The following is a 23,818-nucleotide window of genomic DNA, read 5'->3' as shown; positions in this document are numbered from 1 at the left end:
AAGACCATGCCACATTTCGAAATCTCGCCGGGCGTGAACCTGGCCTATCGCCTCGACGACTTCACCGACCCTTGGGTGCCCGCGCCGACCGTGCTGCTGCTGCACGGCCTGGCCGAAAGCGCCGAGGCCTGGCGCGCCTTCGTCCCCGCGCTGTCGCGCCACGCCCGCGTGCTGCGGCTGGACCTGCGCGGCTATGGCGCATCGACGCCGATGCCGCCCGACCACCCCTGGCGCTTCGACCAGTTGGTGGATGATGTGGTGGCGCTGCTCGGCCACCTGGGCCTGGCGCGCGTGCATGCGGTCGGCGGCAAGATCGGCGGCACCATCGCGCTCGCCCTGGCGGCGCGGCATCCGGCGCTGGTGGACCGCCTGGCGGTGCTGGGCGGCCCCGCGTCCTTGGCTTCGGTCGCCGACAAGACGCCGGGCTGGCGGGCGCAGATCGCGCGCGACGGCGTGCCGGCCTGGGTCGCCGCCTCCAACGCCGGCCGCATGGGCAGCCGCATGCCGCCCGAAGCCCTGGCCTGGTGGACGGAGATGATGGGCCGCACCGCCGCCTCCACCCTGGAAGGTTTCCTGCAGATGGTGCCGCATGTGGATGTGACACCGGAGGTCGCCCGCATCACCGCCCCCACCCTGGTCGTCACCACCACCGGCAGCGGCTTGGGCTCGGTCGCCGAGGTGCGCGCCTGGCAGGAACAGATCGCGGGGTCGAAGCTGATCGTGGTGGACAACGACAGCTACCACGTCGCGGCCTCCGACCCGGATGAGACGGCGGCGCTGGTGCGCGACTTCCTGTTCGGATGACACATCCGATCCTGCGCCGCTTCGCCATCAGCCTCTACGGCGCACCCCCCGATTATCCGCTGGAGGCGTTTTGCGCCCTGCTGGCGTCGCACGGCATCGGCGGCATCGGCCTGACGCCGCCGGTGTTTTCGGCCCATGCGCCGGAGGAGATTGCCGCCGTGCTGGCGCGGCATGGGCTGCGCGCGGCATCGTTGAACAGCGCCGGCTATTTTCTGCATGCCGACCCGGCCGAGGCCGCCGCCCAAGCCGCCCTGGATGCGCGGCTGCTGGCGGCGGCGCTGGTGTTGCAGGCGCCGGTGAACGTGATCCCGGGCGGGCTGCTGCATACGCTGCCGGGTGCCGCCGGTGCTGACCCCGCGTTGCTGCGCGCGGCGACGCGCCGGGCGCTGGCGGCGATGGCGGCCGCGACGCCAAAGGACGTGGCGCTGTCGCTGGAACCGATGCATCCGATGGCAATGGGGCTGCGCAGTTGCCTGAACCAGCTTTCCGCCGCGCGCGATGCGATCCAGGACTTGCCCGGCTTCGGGCTGACGCTCGACCTGTTCCATTCTTATTGGGATGACGGGATCGAGGCGTTGCTGCGGGACACGGCCGGCTTGCTGCGCGTGGTCCAGGTCTGCGGCGTCGTGCTGCCGCGCGATGGCGGGCCGCCGCGCCGTGCGGCGCTGCGCCAGGGCGAGATCGACGTCGCTGCTTTCCTGCGCGCGCTGGACGCGGCGGGATACGACGGGATGATCGAATACGAGGTCTTCTTCGACGCCATGGGCCGGCCGACGCCCGAAGCGCTGGTCGAACAGGCCGTGCGCGATTTCGCCGCGATCAGCGGATAGGCTTCGGGCGTTCCCGCAGCAGGCGCCCGGCGCCGAGGATGGGGTCCGGCAGGCCGAACTGGTGCAGCAACGTCCACATGCCGGCTTGGTTGGTGGTGATGATGGGCTTGCCGATCCGTGCCTCGATGGCATCGGCGACGCCCAGGCAGGGCATGTTGCCGCCCGGCATCAGCACCGCCTGCGCATCCGGGTGGTCAGCGCCGCAGGCCAGTTCGATGACCTCCTCCGCCGGCATTTCCGCGATAGCAAAGTTGTCGCGATAGCCGCCGAATTGCGTCGCCACCGTCGCGATCCCGCAGGCGGCCAGGTAGTCCAGGCTGGCCTGGCCGATCTCCTGCGGGAAGGGCGCCGCGAAGCCCACGCGGGTCACCCCCAGCGCCGCCAGGGCATCCAGCACCGTCTGCGCCGCCGTCAGCGCCACGGCGCCGCCGCACCAGCCCTGCATGTCGCGCCGGATCTGCGCATCCCAGGCCTGCCCCATCCAGTAACTCGCCGCGGTTTGGCACAGCAGCACGGCATCGACCTTCGCATCCGCCAGGCTGGTCGTCGCACGGCGCAGATCGGCCAGTTGTTCGGCCATGCCATCGGCATCCAGCCGCGTCATGGTCAGCCGCGCGAAATGGAACGACAGGCTGCGCGGCATCCAGGCCGGGTAATCCCGCTCGATCGAGGTATTGGACGACGGGATCAGCATGCCGATCCGATGCCAGGCCGCGGTCATGGCGATGACGGCTCCAGCGTGATCAGCAGATTGCCCGCATCGTCGCGCCGCAGGACCTGGCCCGGATGCAGCACGGTCGTGGTGTCCATCTGCTCCAGGATCGCGGGGCCGGTCAGCGTGGCGCCGGGCGGCAGGGCGGCGCGGTCGTAGATCGGGCAATCGGTCCAGCCGCCGGCCTCGGCGAACCAGACGCGACGTTGGCCGCGTAGTGCCGCGCGGGCATCGCCCTCGCCCTCCGCCACTGCGGCGGGGGGGCGGGCGACGGCGACGGTCAGCGCCAGCCGCGCGGTGACCGCCTGCAACGGCGCTTCGGCGGCATAGCCATAGACGCGCTCATGCTCCGCGCGGAAGGCGGCGGCCAGGGCGGCAGGCAGGTCCGCCGCATCCGGCACCGCGACCGTCAATTCATGGCTCTGGCCCTGGTAGCGCATGTCGAGCGCGCGCTGCCGCCGCGCCGGGGCGCCGGCCTCGGCCTCGCTGGCCAGCCAATGCGTCGCCTCCTCCTCCAACCCGGCAAAGGCCGCTTGCAGCGCCGGCATCGACCTGGCCTCCAGCGGCAGCAGGCAGGTGCGGCTGAAATCGGTGCGGATATCGGCCACAAGCAGCCCCAGCGCGCACAGCAACCCCGGCCCCGGCGGCACGATCACCGTCGCCATGCCCAGTTCCCGCGCCAGCGCCTGCGACAGCAACGGCCCACCGCCACCAAAAGACGCCAGCGCAAACCGTCGCGGATCATGCCCCTGTTCCACCGAGATCAGCCGCACCGCGCGCAGCATGTTCTCGTTCAGGATGGTGAGCATGGCGGAGGCCGCTTCCTCCACCCCCATGCCCAACGGCCCGGCCACATGCGTCTGGATCGCCTGCCGCGCCAGTTCGGCGCGGATCGGCATGCGCCCGCCCAGCAGCCGTTCCGGATGCAACCGGCCCAGCACCACATTCGCGTCGGTCACGGTCGGCCGCGTGCCGCCACGGTCGTAGCAAGCCGGCCCCGGATGCGCCCCCGCACTCTCCGGCCCCACCTGCAAAAACCCGCCCGCATCGACCGAGGCGATGGACCCGCCCCCCGCCCCCACCGAATGCACATCCATCATCGGGAAGCGCACCGGCCAGCCGTTGAACTCTTTTTCCCGCGCGAGGGCGGGATGCCCCCCCTGCACCAGGCAGACGTCCAGCGACGTGCCACCCACATCGAAGGTGATGATGTCCGGGAACCCCGCCGCCAGGCAGCCATGGATCGCCCCCGTGACGCCGGCCGCGGGGCCGGAAGCCAGGGTCCGCACCGGCTTTTCCCCCGCCTCCCTCGGCGAGGCGACGCCGCCGTTCGATTGCAGGATATGCGGCGCGCAGCCGAGGCCCAGATCCTCCGTGCGCTGCTGCAAGCGTGCCAGATAGCGGCTCATCACCGGCCCAAGCCCGGCGTTCAGCACGGTGGTGGACAGGCGTTCGTATTCGCGGAACTCGGCCAGGATTTCGTGCGACGGGCAGATGAAGACACCCGGCAGCGCCTCCCGCAGCCAGGCCGAGACGGTCTGTTCATGCGTGGGGTCGAGGTAGCTGTGCAGGAAGCAGACGGCGATGGCCTCGACAGCCGAAGCGCGGAAGGCCGCGATGGCGGGGGCGAGGTCTTCGCGCCGTGGCGCGATGGGATCGCGCGCCATCAGGAATTGGCGTTCCGGTATCTCGAACCGCAGCGCGCGCGGCACCGGCGGCACCGGCTTGGGGATGCGGATGTTGTAATTATGCGGCTGGCGCTGGCGACGAATGTCCAGCGTGTCGCGGAACCCATCCGTCGTAACCAGGCCGGTGCGCGCCGAACGCCCCTGGATCATCGCATTGGTGGCCACCGTGGTGCCATGCCCGAACCAGGACACCGCCCCAGCCGGCGCGCCCGCCAGGGCCAGCAATTCGGCGATGCCGATGCCCATGGCCTGCGACGGATCGGCGGGGGTGGAGGGCACCTTGTGCGTCGTCATCACCCCATCCGCCAGGCGGATCAGCACGAGGTCGGTGAAGGTGCCGCCGACATCGACACCCAGGGCGTAGCGGCCGGCGGGGTTGGAGATGGCGTTCATGCCGGCACCACCGCGCCATAGAGCCGCTCAGCCGCCTCCGCACTGACCTTGCCATCGGCGACATCCGCCAGCACGAGGGCGGGGTCGCGCAGGCGCGGATCGCCAAAACCGGCCCCGGCCGGGGTCTCGATCCGCACCACCTCACCCACCGCGATCGGCAGGTCGGAGAAGGTGGCCTCCAGCTTCGTCGCGGCATCGGTGCCGGGGCGCAGGTCGAAGCGCCCCAGGCTGCCATCATGCCCGCCGCCATGGCCACGCGGGGCCACGACCTGGCGCAGCGCGCGGCCGACCAGGCGCCCCTCCTCGGCGAACATCTGCACATCGCGCCGCGTGCCCAGCCCGCCGCGAAACATGCCCGCCCCGCCCGAATCCGGGATCAACTCGTAGCGCAGCACCGCGAGGGGAAATTCATGCTCCGCGGCCTCCACCGGCAGATTGGCGGAGCCGGAGATATGCACGCGCACGGCATCCTTCCCATCCTGGTCGAATTGCGCCCCGGCCGCACCGGCATAGGTTTCGTAATCGACGAAATAGCGACCTGACCGCGGATCGACCCCGGAAAACGTCATCGCCGCGAGCGGCCCGCAGCCGGCCATGATCCGTTCCGGCACCGCCTGGGCGAAGGCACCGAAAATCAGATCGCCCAACAAATTGCCGAGCGACGACCGATCCCCCACCGCCGCCGGCGGCGTCGCGTTGAACAGCGATCCCGGCGGCGCCACGACCTCGATCGGGCGAAAGGTGCCGGCATTCGGCGGCAGGTCGGGATCGACCAGCGCCTTCACCGCGTAATAGACACCCGCGAGGGTCGCGCCGAGCACCATGTTGCGCGCGCCACGCATCTGCGGGTCGGACCCCGTAAAATCGAAGCGCAGGCTGTCGCCCTCTACCGTCACCGTGACGCAGGCCCGCAGCGCGGCGGGGCCAAGCCCGTCGCTGTCCACGATTTCCTCGTTGCTCCAGCTACCGCGCGGCAGCGCCGCGATCGCGGCACGGGCCCGTGCCTCGCCATGCGCCAAAATGGCTTCGAAGGCGGCGGCGGCGCCATCGCTGCCGAAGCGGGCGATCAATTCCTCCATCCGCCGCACGCCGGTGACATTGGTCGCGACCTGGGCCTTGAGGTCGCCTTCGCGTTCCTGCGGAGTGCGCGAATTCAGCAGCACGATGTTGAAAATATCCTGCTGCACCACGCCTTCCGACACCAGTTTCACCGGCGGGAGCCGCAAGCCTTCCTGGAAGATCGAGGTGCAATCGGCACTCTCGCTGCCCGGCACCTTGCCGCCGACATCGGAATGGTGCGCGATGTTGCAGACAAACGCGACCACCTTGCCATCGGCAAAGACCGGCGTGGCCAAGGTCAAGTCCGGCAGATGCGACCCACCCCCATTATAGGGATCGTTCGCCAGGATACCGTCACCGGGCCGCAGCGTCTCCAACGGAAAGCGCTTCGTGACATGCTGCACGACGCCAAGCAGCGACGACAGATGCAGCGGCGCGATCGCCGTCAGCGCCAGCAACTGCCCCTTCACATCGAAAATTCCGACCGAGCAATCCCGGCGTTCCTTGATATTGGGCGAATAGGCGGTGCGGATCAGCGTCGCCATCATCTCCTCCGCCGCCGCGCGCAGGCGGTGGGCGGTGATTTCGACCATCATGCGGTCATCGGGTTCCATCGGCGCTATTCCATTGTTTCCTCGATCACGTCGGGCGTGATCAGGTTGTAGAGGCGGGCGCGCCACTGGTTGAATTCGTCGGACAGGATGTTGCGCGGATGCGGCAGGTCCACGTCGATGATCTGCTTGATGCGGCCCGGCCCCGGGCTCATCACCACCATGCGGTCGGCGAGGAAGATCGCTTCCTCGATATTATGCGTCACAAACACCACGGTCTTTTTCGTGCGCTGCACGATGGTCAGGAAATCGCTCTGCAACCGGCGCCGTGTGTGTTCGTCCAACCCGGTGAAGGGCTCGTCCGCCAGCAGCAGTTGCGGGTCATTCGCCAGGGTGCGGATGATCGCCGCGCGATGCCGCATCCCGCCCGAGAGCTGCGATGGCCGGTGGTTGCGGAAATCCCACAGCCTGACCATGCGCAGCAATTCGGTGGCGCGGGCCTCGGCGGCGGCGCGGTTTTCGCCGCGCACCTCCGGCCCGAACATGACGTTCTCCCAGACCGTCAGCCAGGGAAACAAGGTCGGGTCCTGGAAGATCACGCCACGGCGTGGGTCGGGGCCGTGCACCGCCTCGCCATCCACTGTCAGCGTGCCGGCGCTCGGTTCCTCGAACCCCGCGATCATGTTGAGCAAGGTCGTCTTGCCGCAGCCGGAGGGGCCGATCAGCAGGGTGATCTGCCCCGCATGCAGATCCACATCGACCCCATTCAGTGCGACGGTATTGCCGTAGCGCTTGATGATGCCGCGCGCCTGGACTTCACCCGTCATACAAAAATCCTCACAAGCGATTCCCCGCGATATCCTGCGCCCAGGCCAGTTTGCGCCGCCCGATGACGACGATGACGCGGTCCGACAGGAAGCCGAAGATGCCGAGCATCAGCATGCCGGCCAGCACGATATCCATGCGCATGAACTCATAGCCGCGCCACAGCACGTAGCCGAAGCCGGCGGAAACGGCGAACATCTCGGCCAGGATCATCAAGGTCCAGGCATAGGCGACACCGAGCCGCAGCCCGCTGAAGATATGCGGCATCGCCCCCGGCAACACCACGCGCCACAACACCTGGCGCGGCGAGGCACCGAGCATGAAGGCCGCGCGCTTCCAATCCCGGCTGACCAGTTTCACCCCCGTCACCACCTGCACATAGACCTGCAGGAAAACGCCATAGGTCACCAGGAACAGCGCCGAGGTATTGGTCAGCCCGAAGAAGATGATCGCAAACGGCAGCAGCGCCGTGCGCGGCATCGGCCGCAGCAATTGCACCGTCGGGTCCAGCACGCGTTCCGCCGTGCGGCTCCAGCCGACCCAGATACCCAGCACGATCGCCATCACCGCGCCCATGACGAAGCCCGCCATCGCGCGGAACGTGGACCCCGCCGCATCGCTGGCCCAGGTGCCCGAGAAATAGGTCGGCCGGCCGCGCGCCCAATCGGCGTTGAACCATTCCGCGATCGTCGTCACCACGTCGATCGGGTTGGGCAGCAACACCCGCGGCATCCATTCGAACAGCCAGGCCGCCGACCAGGCCGTCAGGATGCCGAGCGGCAGCACGAAGGCCAGCGGGTCGATCCCGCCGATGAACCGCGCGACCCTGCCGCGATCCGCCGGGGCGGGGATCGCCGGCTGGATGGCGACCGCCGCCTCAGGCGACATAGCCAAGCTCCGCCTTCGGCTTGCCGGTGATTTTTTCAAGGAAGCTGTAGTTCACCCGGTTCGCGATCACCGAGGAGACATCGCGATCCTCCAGCCCCAATTCATAGACCGCCTTGCTGATGGCGCGGATTGTGTTCATCGGCATCTGCCAGGACGGCGAGACATTCTCGACCGCGAGCGTCGCGATCTCCCGCGTCTGCCCCGTCACGCGCATCGTGCGCTGGACATATTCCTCCTTGTTGTTGTTGACGAAGTCGATCGCCTTGACCGTGGCGGCGACGATCGCCTGGGTCGCTGCCTCATTGTCGCGCACATAGGCATCGCGGATGTACATCCCGCCATGCGACTTGCCGAAACTCTCGGCGCTGAGATCGCTGATCATCGTCGCCCCCTGCTGCGACAGGATGACCGAGGCGGAGGGTTCGAAAATGCTGGTCGCATCCACATCGCCGCGCGCCATGGCGGCGATGATGCCGGCGGGGTTGCCGATCTCCACGCGCGTGACCTCGCGCATCGGGTCGATGCCGATGCCGCGCAACGCGTAGATCAGCATGATGTCCTGGCTGTTCAGCGGATTGACCGCGACGCGCTTGCCCTTCAGGTCGGCCAGGGTGCGGATGCCGCTGCCCGCGCGCGCCAGCAACCGCGTGCCGCCGCCGCCGATGCCGCAAACCGCCTGGCCCTTCAGGTCGCGCAACTCGATCGTCGCCAGGTAATTCCAGCCCGTGGCGAAGGCATCCAGGTCGCCGCGCGTGAACGCGGCAACACGCGCATGGCCGACCGACCCCACGCGGACGAAGCGCCAGTCGATGCGCGCCTCCGGCGCGAGATTTGCCTCGATGAAGGTGGTCGCCAGGTAATGGACCGCGTTGATCTCATCCATGCGAAACACGGTGCGGGCCTGTGCGGCGGCCGGTCGCACCCCACCCAGGCTGACCGCACCGGAGGCCAGCGCCAGCGCCAAGAAACTGCGGCGCCTGGTATTGGCGCGCCCCTGTGCATCCCAGTCGCTATGGGGGTCGAAGGCATCGGCCTGCTCGGCCGCGGTGTCGAACAGGCGGTGCTGCAGATCCGTCGCGGCGGGGTCGGAATGATGGGTCATATCGAGCCTCCTTGTTCCTGGGTTGGCGGGCGTCAGCGCATCGTCTTGCGCTGCCAGTCTTCGATGCTCTGCAAGGCGCGGGCCACGACCTCGGGCAGCGCATGCACATGGGTGGACAGGCGCAGCACGCCGCGGCGGACGGAATGCACCACGCCGGCTTCGCGAATGGCGATGCTCAGCGCGTTGATCCAGGGCGTGTCGGTGCTGTCGTGGCCGCTGCCGATGGCATCGCCGACGGATACGATATGCCCGCGATGCGCTTCCGCCAGCGGCAGCAACGGCAGGCCAAGATCCGCGATCCCCGCGCGCAGGGTCGCTGCGGCACTGGTGGCGCGGCGTTCCACCTCGGCGCGGCCCACCAGCGCCAGCAGGTCGAGCGAAGCCTCCAACGCCGCGAGCGCCACGAAATTATGATTACCGACCTCGAAGCGCCCGGCGTTGGGCTTCAACTGCCAGCCGCCTTCCGGTCCAGCCGCCTCATTCGCCTCGGCCATGTCCACCGAGAAGCGCGCCAGGAACACCGGACGCAGCCGGTCCATCCAGGCCGGGTTCACATAGAGCAACCCCAATCCATACAGCCCGAGCAAGCCCTTCTGCGCCGCCGTCGCCCAGCCATCGACGGGCAGCACGGACATATCCTCCGCCAGCACGCCCGCCGATTGCGCGGCATCGACCAGCAGGAAGACGCCGCGCGCGCGGCACACGGTACCGATGCGATGCAGGTCGGTGCGGCGACCGCTGGCGAAGTCGATGCTGGTGACGGCGACCAGGCGGGTGCGATCGTCGATCGCGGCGATGATCGCGTCCTCGACATCCTCGCCCTGGCTTGGCGCGATCTGCACCAACTCGGCGCCATTGGTCTCGGCCTGCCAGAGCCAGGGCAGCACATTGTTCGGATGCTCGAAGGCCGGCGCGACCACGATGCGGTCGCCAGCCTTCAGCCGCAGCGCCGCCCCAACCATGTTCAACCCGTCGGAGGCATTTTTCGTGAAGGCGATGTCCTGCGGCGCGACCGACAGCATCGCCGCGGCCTTGCGCCGCACGCGTTCCGCCATGTCGAACCAATCCGCCTTGGCGATCGCGCCGGTGGCCTGGGACAACAGCATCGCCTCCGCCGCCCGTCGCGCCGCCAGCGGCAAGGGGCCACGCGCGGAGACATCGAGGTAGGTGCCGGCCAGGTCCGGGAAGGCGGCGCGTATGGCCGCATCCAGCGTCGGCGCGGGGTTGCCAGCAGAGGTCACGGTACCGCATCCTTCATAGCCGAATTCAGTATTCAGAATTCAAACGAAGCGAGTCAATGACGCCCAGCCGCCAAACCGCAACGCCGGATGAGGACATGTTCGGCCGGGCGGAGCCATTGCACATGCGCGCCTACGACCTGCTGTGGCTTCGGCTGGAAGCCGGCGAACTGGCCGCCGGCATGCGCCTGAAGGACACCGACTGGGCGATCCGCCTCGGCGTCAGCCGCACCCCCGTGCGGGAGGCGCTGCGCAAGCTGGCGCATGACGGCGCGCTGGATGCGCTCGGCGCCGGCGGCTACCAGGTGCACCTCTTCACCGCCGCCGAGATCGGCGACCTGTATCGTTGCCGCTCGGCGCTGGAATCCCTGGCGGCGGAGGAAGCCGCCCGCCACGGCGGCGCGCCGCTCGCGGCGACCCTGGCCGGGGCCATCGCGCAAGCCGCCGCGGCCCTGGAACGCGACGACCTGGCGGCCCTGCAGGGCCACAACAGCACCTTCCACGACGCGATCCTGATGGCGGCGGCCAGCCCCTACCTGCGCCGCCTGCTGGACCAGGCGCGGCGCCTGTCACGCATGGCGCGGCGGCAATTGCTGGCCCTGGCGCTGGCCGAACAGACGCCGCGCGCCGACTACCGCGCCGGCCTGGCCCGGGTGCTGGACGACCACCGGGCGATGCAGCACGCTTTTGCCGCAGCCGACGCGCAAAAGGCGGGGGCGCTGATGCGCGCCCACCTGCTGGCGACGGCACGCGACATGGGCGCGCAATTGCCGGCGGTTTAGGCCGCCACGCGCCGCGGCCACAGCGCGCCGATCGCGGCCAGCACCGCCGCCACGCCGGCATCGTCGATGTCCAGGTGCAGCACGAAGCGCATCCGCGTGGCGCTGGCGGCGCGGCAGGCGATGCCCCGTTCCGCCAGCCGCCGTGCCCAATCGGCGGCGGGGATGCCGCTGGCGGCGAAATCGACGAACAGGATATTGGTCTCGACCGCCGCCGGATCGCAGAGGCTTGGCGCGATCTCCGCCAGCCCCGTCGCCAGGCGTTTCGCGCGCGCATGATCCTCGGCCAGCCGCTCCACCATGCTCTCCAGCGCCACCAGCCCGGCGGCGGCCAGCACCCCGGCCTGGCGCATCGTGCCGCCCAGCATCCGGCGGTTGCGCCGCGCCGCGCCGATGAAATCCGCCGTGCCGCAGAGCAATGACCCCACCGGTGCGCCAAGCCCCTTGGACAGGCAGAAGGTCACGCTATCCGCATGGCGCGCGATCGCCTCGGCCGGCACGCCCAGCGCCACCGCCGCGTTGAACAGCCGCGCGCCATCCAAGTGCAGCGGCATGCCGTGCCGGGCCGCGAAACCGGCGGCACCGGCCAGGTAGTCCAGCGGCAGCACCGCGCCGCCGGCGGCGTTGTGGCTGGTTTCCAGGCACAGCAGGCCCGGCTTGGGCTGCACGCCGTATTCGCCGGCCTCGCAGACCGCCTCCAGCGCCGCCAGCGGCACGGCACCCCTCACCCCCGCCAGCGGCCGCGACGGCAGCCCGGCCAGGGCCGCGATGCCGCCCAGTTCGGACCGCTGGATATGGCTCGTCGCCTCCAGCAGCACCTCGGCCCCCCGCCGCGCATGGCTGACCAGGGCGCAGAGGTTGCCCATCGTGCCGCTCGGCATGAACAGCGCCGCCTGCTTGCCCAAGCGCGCGCTGGCGGCCTCCTCCAGCGCCCGCACCGTCGGGTCCTCGGCATAGCCATCGTCGCCCACCTCGGCGGCGGCCATGGCGGCACGCATGGCGGGGCTGGGGCGGGTCAGGGTGTCGCTGCGCAGGTCGATCATGCGGGCCATCATGCCGGATTGGCCCGCGACGTCGAGCGCTCCCCATCCGGCGTCACCACCCGATCGATCTCCGTCGGCGACAGGCCGGCCTCGGCCAGCACCTCCCGCGTATGTTCGCCAAGCCCGGGCGCCAGTCGCGACGGCGCGGGTTGGCTGTCGCTCCAGCGCGTCGGGATGCGCATGCTGCGCACGGCCCCCTCGGTCGGGTGCTCGGCCGCGCCAAAAAATCCCACGGCCTGCATATGCGGATCCTCCAGGATCGAGTGCCGGTCATGCATCTCCGCATGCGGAATATCGGCACCGCGCAGCAGCCCGATCCATGCCCCTGTCGTGCGGGTGCGCATGATGGCCGCGATCTCCCCCTGATACGGCCCCGCATGCTGCGCGCGGGCGGCAAAGGTCGCGAAGCGCGGGTCGGCCAACAAATCCTCCCGCCCCGCCACGCGCAGGAAGCCGTGAAACTGCCGATCGTCGTAGACCACCACGCACAAATACCCATCCGCCGTGGCATAGGGCCGGCGTTGCTGGGACAACAGCCGGCCATAGCCGCCGCCATCGGTCGGCGGCAGATGCGTCAAGCCGCCCAGGTGATCGCCCAGCACCAGGCTCGCCATGGTCTCGAACATCGGCACTTCGACATCCTGTCCCCGCCCGGTCGCATCGCGGTGGCGCAACGCGGCCAGGATCGCGATGGCGGTGTGCAGTCCGACCGAACGATCCACGACGTTCACCGGCACATAGCGCGGCACGCCATCGCCGCTTTCCGCCATCAGCGCGGCAATGCCCGCCGCGCCCTGCATCAGGTCGTCATAGGCGGGCCGGTCGGCATAGGGCCCGTCCTGCCCATAGCCGCAGGCCGTGACATAGACCAGGCGCGGATTGACGCCGGCCAGCACCGCGGGGCCCAGCCTCAGCCGTTCCATCGCGCGCGGTCGGGTGTTGTGCACCAGCACATCCGCCGTTTCCGCCAGGCGCAGCAGCGCGCAGCGCCCCGCCTCCGTCTTCAGGTCCAGCACGATGCCGCGCTTGCTGCGGTTGGCGTGCAGGAACAGCGGCCCCAGTTCGCCGCCGCGACTGGGGCCGACCTTGCGGATCACGTCGCCATCCGGGGCCTCGACCTTGATGACATCCGCCCCAAGGTCGCCCAGGACCGATGTGGCATAAGGCCCCATCACCACGGTCGTCAGATCGAGGATGCGTATCCCCGCGAGCGGCCCCATGGCTCAGGCACCCGCCGGCGGGTCATAGGCGCGGATCGGCGGCAGCACGCCGTCGAAGCGTTCGACCTGCGCGACAGTGGTCTGGCCGCAACTGCCCTGCGCCAGGCGCGATGTCCCGATATCCCGCGTCAGCACATTCGGATTGCCATGCACGCAGAGCGGCTTGTGTTCATTCCCCGGCAGCGGGTCATACCAGGCCCCGGTCGCAAGCTGCACCACCCCCGGCGCCACATCCGCCGACAGGCCGGCGGCCGCCAGGCAGGCGCCGCGGTCGTTGAAGATGCGGATGACATCGCCATCGGCGATGCCGCGCGCGGCGGCGTCGGCCGGGTGCAGGCGCGCGACCTCTCGCCCCGCGCGCTTCGACGACTGGGAATGCGCGCCAAAATCCAATTGGCTGTGCAGCCGCGTCGCCGGCTGGTTGGCGATGACGCGCAGCGGGTGGCGCGCATCCGGTTGTTCCGATGACGGCAGCCAGCACGGGTGGCCCGGGCAGTCATCGTAGCCAAACCCCGCGACGGTGTCGGAAAACATCTCGATCCTGCCGCTGGGCGTCGTCAGCGGATGGGCGGCCGGATCGCGGCGGAAGGCACCCAGCGCGCCGCCGTCATCGGGGCGGGATGGTAGCACCATCTCGCCACGCGCCCAAAACGTGTCGAAGTCGGGCGCGCCCCCCAGCGCCGCGCGCGTCGGTTCGTAAAGGTGGCGCAGCCAGGCGGCGGCGTCGCGCCCTTCGGTAAAATCCTGCGCCACGCCCAGCCGTTCCGCGAGAGCGGCAAAAATGGCGAAATCGTCGCGCGATTCGGCAAAGGGCGGGGCGATGCCCTTCATCGCCAGCATCAGCGGATCGGTGCCCCCCGCGCCGATGTCGTCGCGTTCCAGGGTCATGGTCACCGGCAGCACGATATCGGCGTGGCGCGCCGTCGCGGTCCAGGCGGTCTCATGCACCACCAGTGTCTCCACCCGCGCAAAGGCCTCGCGCAACCGGTTCAGATCCTGGTGGTGATGAAACGGATTCCCCCCGGCCCAATAGACCAGCCGGATATCCGGATAGGTCAGGCTTTGCCCGTTGTAGTCGAACCCCGCCCCCGGGTTCAGCAGCATGTCCGAGATTCGCGCCACGGGGATGAAGGCCCGCACGCCATTCCGCCCCTGTGGCATGGTCGGGATCGGCACGGCATTCGGCACCCGGCCATAATGCCCCATGGTCCCCATCGCATAGCTGTAGCCACCGCCCGGCAAGCCGATCTGCCCCAGCATCGCGGCCAACGCCGCCGCCGCCCAGACCGGCTGTTCGCCATATTGGGCGCGCTGCAAGCCATGCGCGACGGTGATCAGGCTGCGTTTCTGGGCCAATTCCCGCGCCAGCGCCGTGATGCGCCCGGCATCGATGCCGCAGATGGCGCCGGCCCAGGCGGCATCCTTCGCCTGGCCGTCATCCCGGCCCAGCAGGTAGCTTTCGAATTGCGGGTAGCCCACCGCATGGCTGTGCAGGAATCCCTGGTCGTGCAGCCCCTCGACCGCCAGCGTATGGCAAAGCCCCAGCATCAGCGCGACATCGGTGCCGATGGTGATCGGCAGCCAATCCGCCTCCGCCTGCGACGGCAAATCGTCGCGCAGCGGGCTGACCAGCACGAAGCGGCAGCCCCGCGCGCGGGCACGGCCGATCGCCCCCGGTTCCACATGCCGGCTGACGCCGCCGCTGGCGATCATCGAATTCTTCAGCGCCATGCCACCGAAGCACAACACCAGTTCCGTCTCCCGCTCCACTTGGTCCCAGGTGACGGCGTGGCGGAACAGCCCCTCCAGCGATCCCATGACATGCGGCAGGATCACCTGCGACGCGCCGGCGCTGTAGGAATTGACCGAACGCACATAGCCGCCCAGCGCCACGTTCAGGAAGCGATGCACCTGGCTCTGCGCATGATGGAACCGCCCGGCCGAGGACCAGCCGTAGGAGCCGCCAAACACCGCCTCGGCGCCATGCGCGCCGTGCACCCGCTCCAATTCGGCGGCCAGCCGGTCGAGCACCTCGTCCCAGGGCAGCGCCACGAAATCCTCCCGCCCGCGCTCCGTGCTCGGCCCCGGCCCGCGTTCCAGCCAACCACGCCGCACCATGGGCCGCGCGATCCGCGCCCGGTGCCGCAGGCTATCGGAAAAATTGCCCAGGATGGGGGAGGGGGCAGGATCGCCCGGGTGGGGGATGACCGACACGCGGGCGCCATCCCAACGGGCGGAAAAGGCTCCCCAATGGGCGCTGTGGGGCGCGTGGTCATCCATAAGGGGCGTCTCCTGCATCACCGCCATGATGGACGCCGCGACTGGAGCCGATCCAGTATCCGCCATCGGCTATTTTCATAAGCGGGAGTTATCGGATGAACCCGGCCAGGATGGAATTGCGGCACCTGCGCTATTTCCTGGCCGTGGCCGAGGAGATGAACTTTGGCCGCGCCGCCGAACGCCTGGGCATCGCCCAGCCCGGCCTCAGCCAACAGGTCAAGGCGCTGGAGGAGATCATCGGCACCGCCCTGCTGGACCGCACCCGCCGCTCCGTCCGCCTGACGCTGGCCGGCGAATTGCTGGCCCGCGATGCCCGCGATATCCTGGCCCGGTCCGAGGCCGCCCTCCTCTCCGCCAGCAAGGCCGGCCGTGGCGAGGTCGGGCGCCTGGCGATCGGCTATGTCGCCTCGGCCGCCTATACCGGGCTGCTCACCTCCATCCTCGGCAGTTTCCGCCACACCTGCCCGGAGGTGGACCTGGCCATCACCGAAATGCCGATGCAGCAGCAGTTGGAGGCGATCGCGGCGGATCGCCTGGACATCTGCTTCATCCGCCCGCCCGTCTCCCTGCCCATGGGCATCACCAGTTTCGCCGTGTTGCAGGAACCCGTGGCGCTGGCCCTGCCGGCCAGCCACCCGATGGCGCAACGGGATGTCGTGCCGCTCGATACCCTGTCCGCCGAGACCTTCATCACCCCGCACCACGCGCCCAACGTCAGCTTCCACCACCACACGATCATCGCCTGCCGCGCCGCCGGGTTCTCGCCGCGGCTGGGGCCGCAGGGGCGGGATTTCATGACCATCGCCAGCATGGCGGCGGTCGGGCTGGGGGTGGCGCTGGTGCCGCAATCGGTCGCCTGCATCCAATTGCCCGGCGTCGCCTACCGCCCCCTGGCGGGCACGGGCATCACCGCCGAACTGGCCATCGCCCATCGCCGGAACGAAGTCCTGGCCGCCGCCCGGCGCTTCATCCGCCACGCGCGCGGCTTCCGCCTGCGCTGAAACCAGACGTCCCGCTTATCAAAAATACGGGCGGCAGGTATTGGACAGCCCGGCCCAAGCCTCCCGATACTCGCCACCGGCCGCCCATCCGGGCCGCGCGGGAGCCCGAAGACACATGCCCGATTGGCCTTTCGCGACCGAAAAGGCGCCGGTCACGGCCGAAGGCGGCATGGCCGTCACCAACCACCCCCTCGCCTCGGCCGCCGCCGCCGAGATCATGGCCGCCGGCGGCAATGCCATCGATGCCACGATCGCCGCCCTCTTCACCCTGACCGTGGTCGAACCGATGATGGTCGGCTTCTTCGGCGGCGGCGTCGCGCTGATCCGCCTGGCCGATGGGCGGGAGGTGGTGCTGGATGGCCTGTCCACCGCGCCCGCCGCATCGCGGCCGGACATGTATCGCCCCATCGCCGATACCTGGCCCGACTACATGGAAACCGCGGGCCGGGAGAACAAAGTCGGCGCCACCGCCGTCGCCGTGCCGGGCACGCTCAAGGCCTGGTGCGAGGCGCTGGATCGCTTCGGCACGCTGCCGCTGGACGCGGTCATGGAACCCGCGATCCGCCATGCGTCGCGCGGGTTTCGGGTAACCGCCTACCTCGCCTCCTGCATCGCCGAAACCGCGCCGGATTTGGCGCTGGATCCCACCATCGCCGCGATGTTCCTGCCCGGCGGCACCCCGCTGGCCGAGGGCGCCTGGCTGACCATGCCTGACTACGCCAACACCCTGCGCGCCATCGCGGAACACGGGCCGGACCACGTCTATGGCGGCGCCCTGGGCGCGCGGATCGTGGACCACCTGCGCGGTCTTGGCTCCACCATGGCCCTGGGCGACCTTGCCGCCTACCGCACTGAAACGCGCGATCCCGTGCGCGGAACATATCGCGGTGTCGAGGTGATCGGCCCGCCCCCGCCCTGTTCCGGCGGCGTGCATGTGATCCAGATGCTGAACCTGATGGAGGGGTTCGACCTCACCACCTCCGGCTTCGGCACGACCAACACGCTGCATTTGGTGCTGGAGGCACTAAAAATCGCCGCCGCGGACCGCCGCGCCGCCACCGCCGATCCGGCCTTCGTCGATGTGCCGGTCGCACGCATCATCTCCAAAGCCTATGGCGACCTGCGCCGCCCGGAAATCGACCCAAGCCGCAGCGGCGATTTCGCATCGCGCGTGCTGACGAATGAATCCGCCAATACGACGCATGTCACCATCGCCGACCGGCACGGCAATATCGTCACCTCGACCCAGACCATCAACAGCCTGTTCGGCGCGCGCATCATGATCCCGGGCACGGGGATCATCCCGAACAACTACATGTATCTCTTCGACCCGCATCCCGGCCACGCGCTGTCGCTGATGCCGGGCAAGCGGATCACCAGCGGCATTTCCGCGATGATCGGCTATCGCGACGGACGCCCCTATTTCGCCGTGGGCTTGCCTGGGGCGCATCGCATCCCGTCGGCCGTGTTCCAGTTCGTGATGAACCTGGTGGACCACGGCATGACCGTGCAGCAGGCGGTGGAGGCCCCGCGCGTCTTCACCCACGGCCCGGATGCGGAAATCGAACGCGGCGTGCCGCAGGCGATCCACGACGCGCTGGCGGCGATGGGCCATCCCGTCACCCCCTGCGATCACGTCGCGGGCGGCATGGGCGCGATCCTCTTCGACGGCGCGCGGATGACCGGTGCCTCCTGCTGGCGCGCCGATGGCGTGCCGATGGGGATCGGCGGGGGGCTGGCGCGCAAGGGCACCTCCTTCTGGCCCGACCCGCGCCGGGGCCGGTGACGGACCAGCTCCTGCGTTCCATCGGCATGAACGTGCAGGTGGATTCGATGGACTGGAACACGCTCCTCGCCCGCCGCAACCGCAGTATCCCGGTATCGGAAGGCGGCTGGAGCATCGCCTGGGGCGTGTGGTCCAACCTCGACCTGATGAGCCCGATCGTGAACCTCGACCTCGATGGCCGCGGCACGCGCGGCTACATCGGCTGGGCCGAAAGCCCGGAGATTGAGCGCCTGCGCGACGCATTCGCCTTCGAGACGGATCCGGTCAAGCAACAGGCCATCGCCACCACCCTGCAACGCCTGTCGAACGAAGAAGCCTTCTCCATTCCGCTGGGCGACTACAAGGCGGTCACGGGACACCGGTCCAACGTGCGCGGCGTGGTGGCGGACCAGTTCCTGGTGTTCTGGAACATGGAATTGGCGTGAAGGTGGCCCTTCCACGGCGCAACCTCCCCTATCCCAACGCCGCAACCGGCACGATCACGCGGCGCCCCGTCGCGGTGACATGCACTTCCGCCTCCAGCCCATAGACCTCGGCCAGCAGCGCGGTGGTCAGCACGTCGGGCGGCGGGCCGGTCGCGACCAGTCGGCCGGCCGACAGCACCGCGACACGGTCGGCGAACACCGCCGCCGCGTTCAGGTCATGGATCGCGACGATGACCAGCAGGCCCTCGTCGCGCGCCAGCCGCCGTAGCAGCCCCAGAAGTGCCACCTGGTGGCGCGGGTCCAGCGCGCTGCTCGGCTCGTCCAGCAGCAGGGCCCCCGGACCGGCGCAGAGCAATTGCGCCAGGAACACCATCTGGCGCTGCCCGCCCGAGAGTTCCGCCAGCAGGCGCGATGCGAGGCCCGCGATTCCCAGCCGTTCCAGCGCCGCCACGGCGCGCGCAACCTCGGCGGCCGGCACGCGCATCCCAAGCGCGCGCAGCCGGCCGAGCAACACCGTCTCCAGCACCGTCAGCGCCGCCCGCGCGCCATTGTCCTGCGGCAGGAAGCCGATGCCCGCGCTATCCAGCCCGGCGCGGCCGATCGACCCCTCATGGCGCTGCAACCCGGCCGCCGCCCGCAGCAGCGACGACTTGCCGGACCCGTTCGGCCCGACCAGGGCCAGCACCTCGCCACCCCGCGCGGCAAGGGACACGCGGTCCACCGCCAGGTGCGCGCCGTAGCGCACCGACACATCGTCGAAGGTCATATGCACGCCGCTCACCAATGCGACCTGCGCGCGGTCACGATCAGCCAGGCGAAGCAAGGCACGCCGATCAGCGCGGTGACGATGCCGATCGGGAACAGCGCGCCGGGCGACACGGTCTTGCTGACGATGGATGCCGCGGACAGCAGCACCGCCCCCGCCACGGCGGCACCGGGCAGCATCACGCGCTGGTCCTCGCCCAGCAGCATCCGCGCGACATGCGGCGCCACCAGCCCGATGAAGCCGATGGTGCCGACGAAGGCGACCGCGACGCCCGTCGCGACCGACACGAAGACGAAGCCGCGAAACCGCACCCCGCGCACGCGCACGCCCAGGGCCGCGGCGCGTTCATCGCCCAGGCGCAGCGCCGTCAGCCCCCAGGCATCGCGCATCAGCAGCGGCACCGCGACGGCCAGCACCGCGGCGACCAAGGCAAGCTTCGGCCAGGTCGCCCGTTGCAGGCTGCCGAACAGCCAGAAGACGATCTGCTGCAAAGCCTCGGGCGAGGCGATGAACTGCAACAGCGCCAGCAGCGACTGGAACAGGAACATCAGCGCAATCCCGGCCAGCACCAGGGATTCGGGCGTGGCACCCCGGATGCCGCCCAGCAGCCAGACCCCGGCACAGGCCAGGGCCGCGAAGGCGAAGGCGGCCAGCGGCACCGCCTGCGCCTCGGCCAGCGGCAGCGCCGCGCCGAAGACGATGACCAGCGCCGCGCCAAACCCGGCGCCCGCGGAAACGCCGAGCGTATAGCTCGACGCCAGCGGGTTGTTCAGGATGGTCTGCATCACCGCCCCGGTCAGCCCAAGGGCGGCGCCGACCAGCAGCGCCATCAGTGCGACGGGCAGGCGGATGGCCCAGACGATGGCATCCACCATCGGGTCCCGCGCCAGCCCCGACAGCGATGCCGCGACGGTCGCCGGCGACAGCATCGCCGGCCCCGTCGCCACGTCGATGACCAGACACAGCGCCAGCAGCCCGGCGCCGCTGGCCAGCACGACCCCCCGCCGCGCCGCGCGCCGCGTCCAATCCGCCTGCGCGGCCGTCACGCCCGCCACGGCAACATCCAGGTGCCGGAAAACGCGACCGGCAGGAAACGCGCGTGGTAATCGGCCAGCGCCGCCACCGGGTCCGCGCCCTCGAACACGCCAGGCCATAGGCGTTGCGCGATGTAGAGTGTCGCCGTGTCGTCGAACAATGTCCGGCACAGCCCGTGTTCCATCGCATGCAATTCGCCACGGCGGATCGCGGTCAGCCCGGCCCAGCCCGGCCGCGCGGCATAGGGGGCAAGGCCCCGCCGCGTCTCCTCCGGCGCCACGCCATAGCCGGTGCGCACGGCCAGCGGCCGGTTCGCCCAGGATGACGCGCCGATGAACAGGACCTGCGGATCGGCGGCCAGCACCGCCTCGGCGGAGATCGGTCCGTAGCTGCCGGGGATGCGGCCCTCGGCGATGTTCCGTGCGCCGAGCGTCGCAAAGATCCGCCCCCACATCGTGCTTGCCGCGTAGCTGTTGCCGATCACCCCCGGCCCGCCCTGGCCGAGTTCCAGGTGCACGCGCGGCGCCCCGCCCGCGCGCTGCGCACGGTCCAGGATCTCGCCCATGTTGCGTCGGTAGCGTTCGACCAGCGCCTCCGCCCGGTCCGGCGTGCCCATCGCAGCCCCGATCGCGCGGGTCGAGGCGACGTGCCGCTCCAGGGTCTGCGCGTTGTAGTCGAAGACCAGGATCGGGATGCCGGCGGCGGCGATCTGGGTCCGCACCGTCTCGGCGGCATTCCAGGCCCAGGCCGGCATCATCAGCAGGTCGGGGCGGAGCGAGATCACCTTCTCGGCGCCAAACGTGCCTTCATCGGTGTTGCCGACATCGGGCATCCTGGCCAGCGCCGGGATGACGGCGCTGTAGCGGGAAAAGATCGCCGGGCGCCAGCCTTCCCAGACGATGCGGTTCATGCCGGCCACGCGGTCCCAGCCCGCGGTGCCGGCGATGGCGGTGAATTCCTCGTAGTTGAACATCACGACGACACGTTCGGGGCGCGGCCTGATTGTGACCTCGCGCCCCAGCGCGTCGGTGATGGTGCGGTTCTGGGCGAAGGCGGGCAAAGGCAGTGCTGCGGCGCCAAGGCCGCCGAGCAGCCCCCGGCGGGTGTGGATGGACATGATATGGCTCTCCGGATCGCGACGGCCGGGCGGCTGGCGTGTGGCCAGCACGCCGGCATGACGGAACGCCCCACACGGGGGCGTCATGCGGCTCAGGAGAGGATCGGTGGCCCGGTCGGGTGGTAGGGCGGCGCGCGCGCGCCCAGCGGCGGCGCCGTCTGCCGCGCCAGCGGCGGCAGCAGGATCGGGGTCATGCGCGGCGCCGGCACCTCGGCCACCGCCGGCAGGGCGATGCCCGGCAACCCATGGCAGGCCAGGCAGAAGCCGGCGAAGGCACGGTCGCTATGGCGCTCGCCGTCCTGCGGCTCCGCCAGGTCGATCAGCATGAGGCCTTCGGCCGTGCAGATCTCGACATGGAAGGGCTGGTCGGCGGTCGTCAGCCGCAGGCAATGCGCCATCGCCAGGCTGCTCTGCAGGCAAAGCACCAGGGCGAGGATGAACCGAAATTGGCGCATGCGACGCTTCTAGGCCGGTTCGATAACCACCGGCAACGCGCTTTACTCCATCCGCGCGCCGGACGCCGCGACCACCTGCGCCCATTTGGCGCGTTCGGTGGTGATGAAGCCGCCAAACGCTGCACCGGCCCGGTTGCCGGCCTCGGCCCCGCCCTGGGCGAAGCGCGCGCGCAGGGCGGGATCGGCCAGCGCCTGGGCCACCGCCTGTTCCAGCCGGCGCAGCACGGGGGCAGGGGTGCCGGCGGGGGCGACCAGGCCGAACCAAGCTTCGGCATCGAAACCGGCCAGGCCGGATTCGGCAATAGTCGGCAACTCCGGCAGCGCCGCCGCGCGACTGGTCCCGGCCACCGCCAGGCCGCGCACGCGGTTGTCCCGCACCTGCGGCAGCGCGGCGGGCATATTGTCGAACAGCATCTGGATCTGGCCGCCGACCAGGTCGGTCATCGCCGGCGCCGCCCCGCGATAGGGCACGTGCACGATGTCGATCCCCGCCATCGTCTTGAACAACTCGCCCGCCAGGTGATTGGTGCTGCCATTGCCCGAGGATCCGAAGGCAATTTTTCCGGGCTCCCGCTTCGCCAGCGCCACCAATTCGGCGACCGAACGCACCGGCAGGGCGGGCGCCACCATCAGCACGATCGGCACGCTGGCGACCAGCGCGACGGGCGCGAAATCGCGGTCCGGCGCGAAGGGCATGCTGCGGAACAGATGCTCGTTGATCGACAGCGGCCCCGGCGCCGTCAGCAGCAGCGCATAGCCATCGGCCGGCGACTTCGCCACCGCATCGGCGCCGATATTGCCGCCCGCGCCGGCCCGGTTCTCCACGATCACCGGCTGGCCCAGCCGTTCGCGCAGCGCGTCCGACAATTGCCGCGCGATGATGTCGTTCGACCCGCCGGGCGGGAAGGGCACGATGATGCGGATCGTCCGCTCGGGAAACGCCGTGGCGTCATCGGCAAAGGCGGGGCGCGCCGCGAGGACGGCGGCGAGGGCAATGGCGCCGCGGCGGCTGAATGTCATGGTCTATCTCGTCCCGGATGCTGGGCCTTGCGCGGCCCTTGCCCGCAGCATCCCCCGATGCGGGGCCATCCGGCAAGCGGGGCTGGCTTTACTCCTCCCAGCCCGGCGCTTCCCCGGCCAGCCAGCGCCGCCCGGCGGCATAGAGCGCCTGCACCCGCTCCCCCTTCAGCCCCGGCATGTCGGTCTTCACGTCATAGCCGATCTGCGTCTGCAGATAGGCCAGATGCCGGTAGCCCTCGGGGAAGCGCGCCAGCAACGTCGGCTCCAGTTCCAGCCGCGCCGCCGGATCGACCGGGTCCATGCGATCCTTCTCGTAGATCGGCTGCCGCAGCACGATGCCCCAGCGCGGGCCATCCGGGCCGTCGCGTTCCTCGATGAAATCGTGGAAGCGGCCGGTGCAGACCACATCGACCAGCACGCCATGCACCTCGGCGCGCTGGCTGATGGTCATCTTCGTCTGCGCGATCGCCCGCCGCCCGGCCAGATCCACCGAGCACCCGCCCAGAAAGTGCAGGATCGAGACACCACGGGCCCAGCCGGCCTTCGACGCCTCGATGAAGCCCGCCGCTGGTGCCTGGCACCACGTCGCGAACATCCGCCCATCCTCGTGCCAGCAGGTCGCAAACCGCTCCCAGTCGCCAGCATCGCGCCAGACCGCCCAGTTCGTCACGAGTTCCGCGACCTGGAGGCGACGGAGCAAAAGGGCATCGGACATGGCTGTTTCCGTTTTCATTGAGAATGCTTGACGCCGCACAAGGCTGTCGTCATGCCTTGCTACAATCGTTTGCACATCCCGGGGGG

22 protein-coding genes are annotated in these 23,818 nt (G+C 69.8%); 6 read left to right on the top strand and 16 right to left on the bottom strand.

The genetic code is table 11. The annotated features are described in order from the left end of the window. Window positions 1-6: 6 nt before the first annotated feature. Window positions 7-804: an alpha/beta fold hydrolase gene (locus tag ACQW02_RS23235; RefSeq protein ID WP_431282288.1), complete on the top strand. Its 798-nt coding sequence runs from the start codon at window positions 7-9 to the stop codon at window positions 802-804. Further along, on the top strand, window positions 801-1,634 hold the full coding sequence (locus tag ACQW02_RS23230) for a sugar phosphate isomerase/epimerase family protein (protein ID WP_431282287.1): 834 nt from the start codon (window positions 801-803) through the stop codon (window positions 1,632-1,634). Before ACQW02_RS23235 ends, ACQW02_RS23230 begins: the two co-directional genes overlap by 4 nt. On the opposite strand, the gene ACQW02_RS23225 is transcribed toward ACQW02_RS23230, so the two are convergent. The 7 genes from ACQW02_RS23225 to ACQW02_RS23195 are packed head-to-tail and all read right to left on the bottom strand — an operon-like array spanning window position 1,624 to window position 10,093. Beyond that, window positions 1,624-2,355: a maleate cis-trans isomerase family protein gene (locus ACQW02_RS23225; RefSeq protein ID WP_431282286.1), complete on the bottom strand. Its 732-nt coding sequence runs from the start codon at window positions 2,353-2,355 to the stop codon at window positions 1,624-1,626. The two genes, ACQW02_RS23230 and ACQW02_RS23225, sit on opposite strands and share 11 nt — an antisense overlap. After that, window positions 2,352-4,427: a hydantoinase/oxoprolinase family protein gene (locus tag ACQW02_RS23220; protein ID WP_431282285.1), complete on the bottom strand. Its 2,076-nt coding sequence runs from the start codon at window positions 4,425-4,427 to the stop codon at window positions 2,352-2,354. Before ACQW02_RS23220 ends, ACQW02_RS23225 begins: the two co-directional genes overlap by 4 nt. Further along, entirely contained in the window at window positions 4,424-6,100 is a 1,677-nt protein-coding gene (locus ACQW02_RS23215) for a hydantoinase B/oxoprolinase family protein (RefSeq protein WP_431282284.1), read from the bottom strand. Before ACQW02_RS23215 ends, ACQW02_RS23220 begins: the two co-directional genes overlap by 4 nt. A 5-nt stretch (window positions 6,101-6,105) precedes the next feature. After that, the gene (locus tag ACQW02_RS23210) at window positions 6,106-6,864 is read right to left on the bottom strand and encodes an ABC transporter ATP-binding protein (RefSeq protein ID WP_431282283.1); all 759 of its coding nucleotides are present in this window, start codon (window positions 6,862-6,864) and stop codon (window positions 6,106-6,108) included. Window positions 6,865-6,874: 10 nt separating this feature from the next. Beyond that, window positions 6,875-7,750 carry an ABC transporter permease gene (locus ACQW02_RS23205; protein WP_431282282.1) on the bottom strand — a complete coding sequence of 292 codons (876 nt, stop codon included), beginning with the start codon at window positions 7,748-7,750 and terminating at the stop codon, window positions 6,875-6,877. Continuing rightward, entirely contained in the window at window positions 7,740-8,852 is a 1,113-nt protein-coding gene (locus ACQW02_RS23200; protein WP_431282281.1) for an ABC transporter substrate-binding protein, read from the bottom strand. The genes ACQW02_RS23205 and ACQW02_RS23200 overlap by 11 nt, the downstream gene beginning before the upstream one ends. A 32-nt stretch (window positions 8,853-8,884) precedes the next feature. After that, window positions 8,885-10,093 (bottom strand): aminotransferase class V-fold PLP-dependent enzyme, encoded by a 1,209-nt coding sequence (locus ACQW02_RS23195; protein ID WP_431282280.1) that lies wholly within the window; start codon window positions 10,091-10,093, stop codon window positions 8,885-8,887. A 56-nt stretch (window positions 10,094-10,149) separates the two neighbouring features. Here ACQW02_RS23195 and ACQW02_RS23190 point away from each other — a divergent pair, with 56 nt between their 5' ends. After that, entirely contained in the window at window positions 10,150-10,872 is a 723-nt protein-coding gene (locus ACQW02_RS23190) for a GntR family transcriptional regulator (protein WP_431282279.1), read from the top strand. Here the strand turns inward: ACQW02_RS23190 and ACQW02_RS23185 are convergent. Genes ACQW02_RS23185 through ACQW02_RS23175 form a run of 3 tightly spaced genes read right to left on the bottom strand, consistent with a single transcriptional unit; the run spans window position 10,869 to window position 15,346 of the window. Next, a complete protein-coding gene (locus tag ACQW02_RS23185; RefSeq protein WP_431282278.1) occupies window positions 10,869-11,912 on the bottom strand; it encodes a GntG family PLP-dependent aldolase in 1,044 nt (347 codons plus the stop codon). The genes ACQW02_RS23190 and ACQW02_RS23185 overlap by 4 nt on opposite strands. An 8-nt stretch (window positions 11,913-11,920) precedes the next feature. Further along, window positions 11,921-13,132 carry a CaiB/BaiF CoA transferase family protein gene (locus tag ACQW02_RS23180; RefSeq protein WP_431282277.1) on the bottom strand — a complete coding sequence of 404 codons (1,212 nt, stop codon included), beginning with the start codon at window positions 13,130-13,132 and terminating at the stop codon, window positions 11,921-11,923. A gap of 3 nt (window positions 13,133-13,135) precedes the next feature. Further along, on the bottom strand, window positions 13,136-15,346 hold the full coding sequence (locus ACQW02_RS23175) for a molybdopterin-dependent oxidoreductase (protein WP_431282276.1): 2,211 nt from the start codon (window positions 15,344-15,346) through the stop codon (window positions 13,136-13,138). A gap of 161 nt (window positions 15,347-15,507) precedes the next feature. Between ACQW02_RS23175 and ACQW02_RS23170 the strand changes: the two genes are divergently transcribed. The 3 genes from ACQW02_RS23170 to ACQW02_RS23160 all read left to right on the top strand — a co-directional run bounded on the left by ACQW02_RS23170 (window position 15,508) and on the right by ACQW02_RS23160 (window position 18,624). Further along, window positions 15,508-16,413 (top strand): LysR substrate-binding domain-containing protein, encoded by a 906-nt coding sequence (locus ACQW02_RS23170; protein WP_431282275.1) that lies wholly within the window; start codon window positions 15,508-15,510, stop codon window positions 16,411-16,413. 115 nt (window positions 16,414-16,528) lie between these two features. After that, window positions 16,529-18,199, top strand: coding sequence for a gamma-glutamyltransferase (gene ggt, locus ACQW02_RS23165; protein ID WP_431282274.1), 1,671 nt, complete (start codon window positions 16,529-16,531; stop codon window positions 18,197-18,199). Then, window positions 18,196-18,624, top strand: a complete 429-nt coding sequence (locus ACQW02_RS23160) for a hypothetical protein (RefSeq protein WP_431282273.1) — start codon at window positions 18,196-18,198, stop codon at window positions 18,622-18,624. Before ggt ends, ACQW02_RS23160 begins: the two co-directional genes overlap by 4 nt. Window positions 18,625-18,652: 28 nt before the next feature. Here ACQW02_RS23160 and ACQW02_RS23155 read toward each other — a convergent pair whose 3' ends face one another. The 6 genes from ACQW02_RS23155 to ACQW02_RS23130 all read right to left on the bottom strand — a co-directional run bounded on the left by ACQW02_RS23155 (window position 18,653) and on the right by ACQW02_RS23130 (window position 23,732). After that, on the bottom strand, window positions 18,653-19,390 hold the full coding sequence (locus ACQW02_RS23155; RefSeq protein WP_431282272.1) for an ABC transporter ATP-binding protein: 738 nt from the start codon (window positions 19,388-19,390) through the stop codon (window positions 18,653-18,655). Window positions 19,391-19,401: 11 nt separating this feature from the next. Continuing rightward, the gene (locus ACQW02_RS23150) at window positions 19,402-20,445 is read right to left on the bottom strand and encodes a FecCD family ABC transporter permease (RefSeq protein ID WP_431282271.1); all 1,044 of its coding nucleotides are present in this window, start codon (window positions 20,443-20,445) and stop codon (window positions 19,402-19,404) included. Further along, window positions 20,433-21,542: an ABC transporter substrate-binding protein gene (locus ACQW02_RS23145; RefSeq protein WP_431282270.1), complete on the bottom strand. Its 1,110-nt coding sequence runs from the start codon at window positions 21,540-21,542 to the stop codon at window positions 20,433-20,435. Before ACQW02_RS23145 ends, ACQW02_RS23150 begins: the two co-directional genes overlap by 13 nt. Before the next feature lie 92 nt (window positions 21,543-21,634). Continuing rightward, window positions 21,635-21,997 carry a DUF2946 family protein gene (locus ACQW02_RS23140; RefSeq protein WP_431282269.1) on the bottom strand — a complete coding sequence of 121 codons (363 nt, stop codon included), beginning with the start codon at window positions 21,995-21,997 and terminating at the stop codon, window positions 21,635-21,637. Between the two features lie 42 nt (window positions 21,998-22,039). Continuing rightward, complete coding sequence (locus ACQW02_RS23135) at window positions 22,040-23,017, bottom strand: tripartite tricarboxylate transporter substrate binding protein (protein WP_431282268.1); 978 nt, start codon at window positions 23,015-23,017, stop codon at window positions 22,040-22,042. 88 nt (window positions 23,018-23,105) lie between these two features. After that, the gene (locus ACQW02_RS23130) at window positions 23,106-23,732 is read right to left on the bottom strand and encodes a nuclear transport factor 2 family protein (protein WP_431282267.1); all 627 of its coding nucleotides are present in this window, start codon (window positions 23,730-23,732) and stop codon (window positions 23,106-23,108) included. Between the last annotated feature and the right edge of the window lie 86 nt (window positions 23,733-23,818).

Source organism: Humitalea sp. 24SJ18S-53, assembly GCF_050632385.1.
Taxonomy (GTDB): domain Bacteria; phylum Pseudomonadota; class Alphaproteobacteria; order Acetobacterales; family Acetobacteraceae; genus Humitalea.
This window is presented reverse-complemented; position numbering and strand designations above follow the sequence as displayed.

Coding starts and splice junctions, on each gene's coding strand:
- ggt (WP_431282274.1), top strand. CDS start 16,529: ATGCCCGATTGGCCTTTCGCGACCGAAAAGGCGCCGGTCACGGCCGAA.
- ACQW02_RS23225 (WP_431282286.1), bottom strand. CDS start 2,355: ATGACCGCGGCCTGGCATCGGATCGGCATGCTGATCCCGTCGTCCAAT.
- ACQW02_RS23180 (WP_431282277.1), bottom strand. CDS start 13,132: ATGGGGCCGCTCGCGGGGATACGCATCCTCGATCTGACGACCGTGGTG.
- ACQW02_RS23185 (WP_431282278.1), bottom strand. CDS start 11,912: ATGATCGACCTGCGCAGCGACACCCTGACCCGCCCCAGCCCCGCCATG.
- ACQW02_RS23170 (WP_431282275.1), top strand. CDS start 15,508: ATGAACCCGGCCAGGATGGAATTGCGGCACCTGCGCTATTTCCTGGCC.
- ACQW02_RS23210 (WP_431282283.1), bottom strand. CDS start 6,864: ATGACGGGTGAAGTCCAGGCGCGCGGCATCATCAAGCGCTACGGCAAT.
- ACQW02_RS23200 (WP_431282281.1), bottom strand. CDS start 8,852: ATGACCCATCATTCCGACCCCGCCGCGACGGATCTGCAGCACCGCCTG.
- ACQW02_RS23230 (WP_431282287.1), top strand. CDS start 801: ATGACACATCCGATCCTGCGCCGCTTCGCCATCAGCCTCTACGGCGCA.
- ACQW02_RS23190 (WP_431282279.1), top strand. CDS start 10,150: ATGACGCCCAGCCGCCAAACCGCAACGCCGGATGAGGACATGTTCGGC.
- ACQW02_RS23140 (WP_431282269.1), bottom strand. CDS start 21,997: ATGCGCCAATTTCGGTTCATCCTCGCCCTGGTGCTTTGCCTGCAGAGC.
- ACQW02_RS23155 (WP_431282272.1), bottom strand. CDS start 19,390: ATGACCTTCGACGATGTGTCGGTGCGCTACGGCGCGCACCTGGCGGTG.
- ACQW02_RS23135 (WP_431282268.1), bottom strand. CDS start 23,017: ATGACATTCAGCCGCCGCGGCGCCATTGCCCTCGCCGCCGTCCTCGCG.
- ACQW02_RS23130 (WP_431282267.1), bottom strand. CDS start 23,732: ATGTCCGATGCCCTTTTGCTCCGTCGCCTCCAGGTCGCGGAACTCGTG.
- ACQW02_RS23145 (WP_431282270.1), bottom strand. CDS start 21,542: ATGTCCATCCACACCCGCCGGGGGCTGCTCGGCGGCCTTGGCGCCGCA.
- ACQW02_RS23215 (WP_431282284.1), bottom strand. CDS start 6,100: ATGGAACCCGATGACCGCATGATGGTCGAAATCACCGCCCACCGCCTG.
- ACQW02_RS23235 (WP_431282288.1), top strand. CDS start 7: ATGCCACATTTCGAAATCTCGCCGGGCGTGAACCTGGCCTATCGCCTC.
- ACQW02_RS23220 (WP_431282285.1), bottom strand. CDS start 4,427: ATGAACGCCATCTCCAACCCCGCCGGCCGCTACGCCCTGGGTGTCGAT.
- ACQW02_RS23205 (WP_431282282.1), bottom strand. CDS start 7,750: ATGTCGCCTGAGGCGGCGGTCGCCATCCAGCCGGCGATCCCCGCCCCG.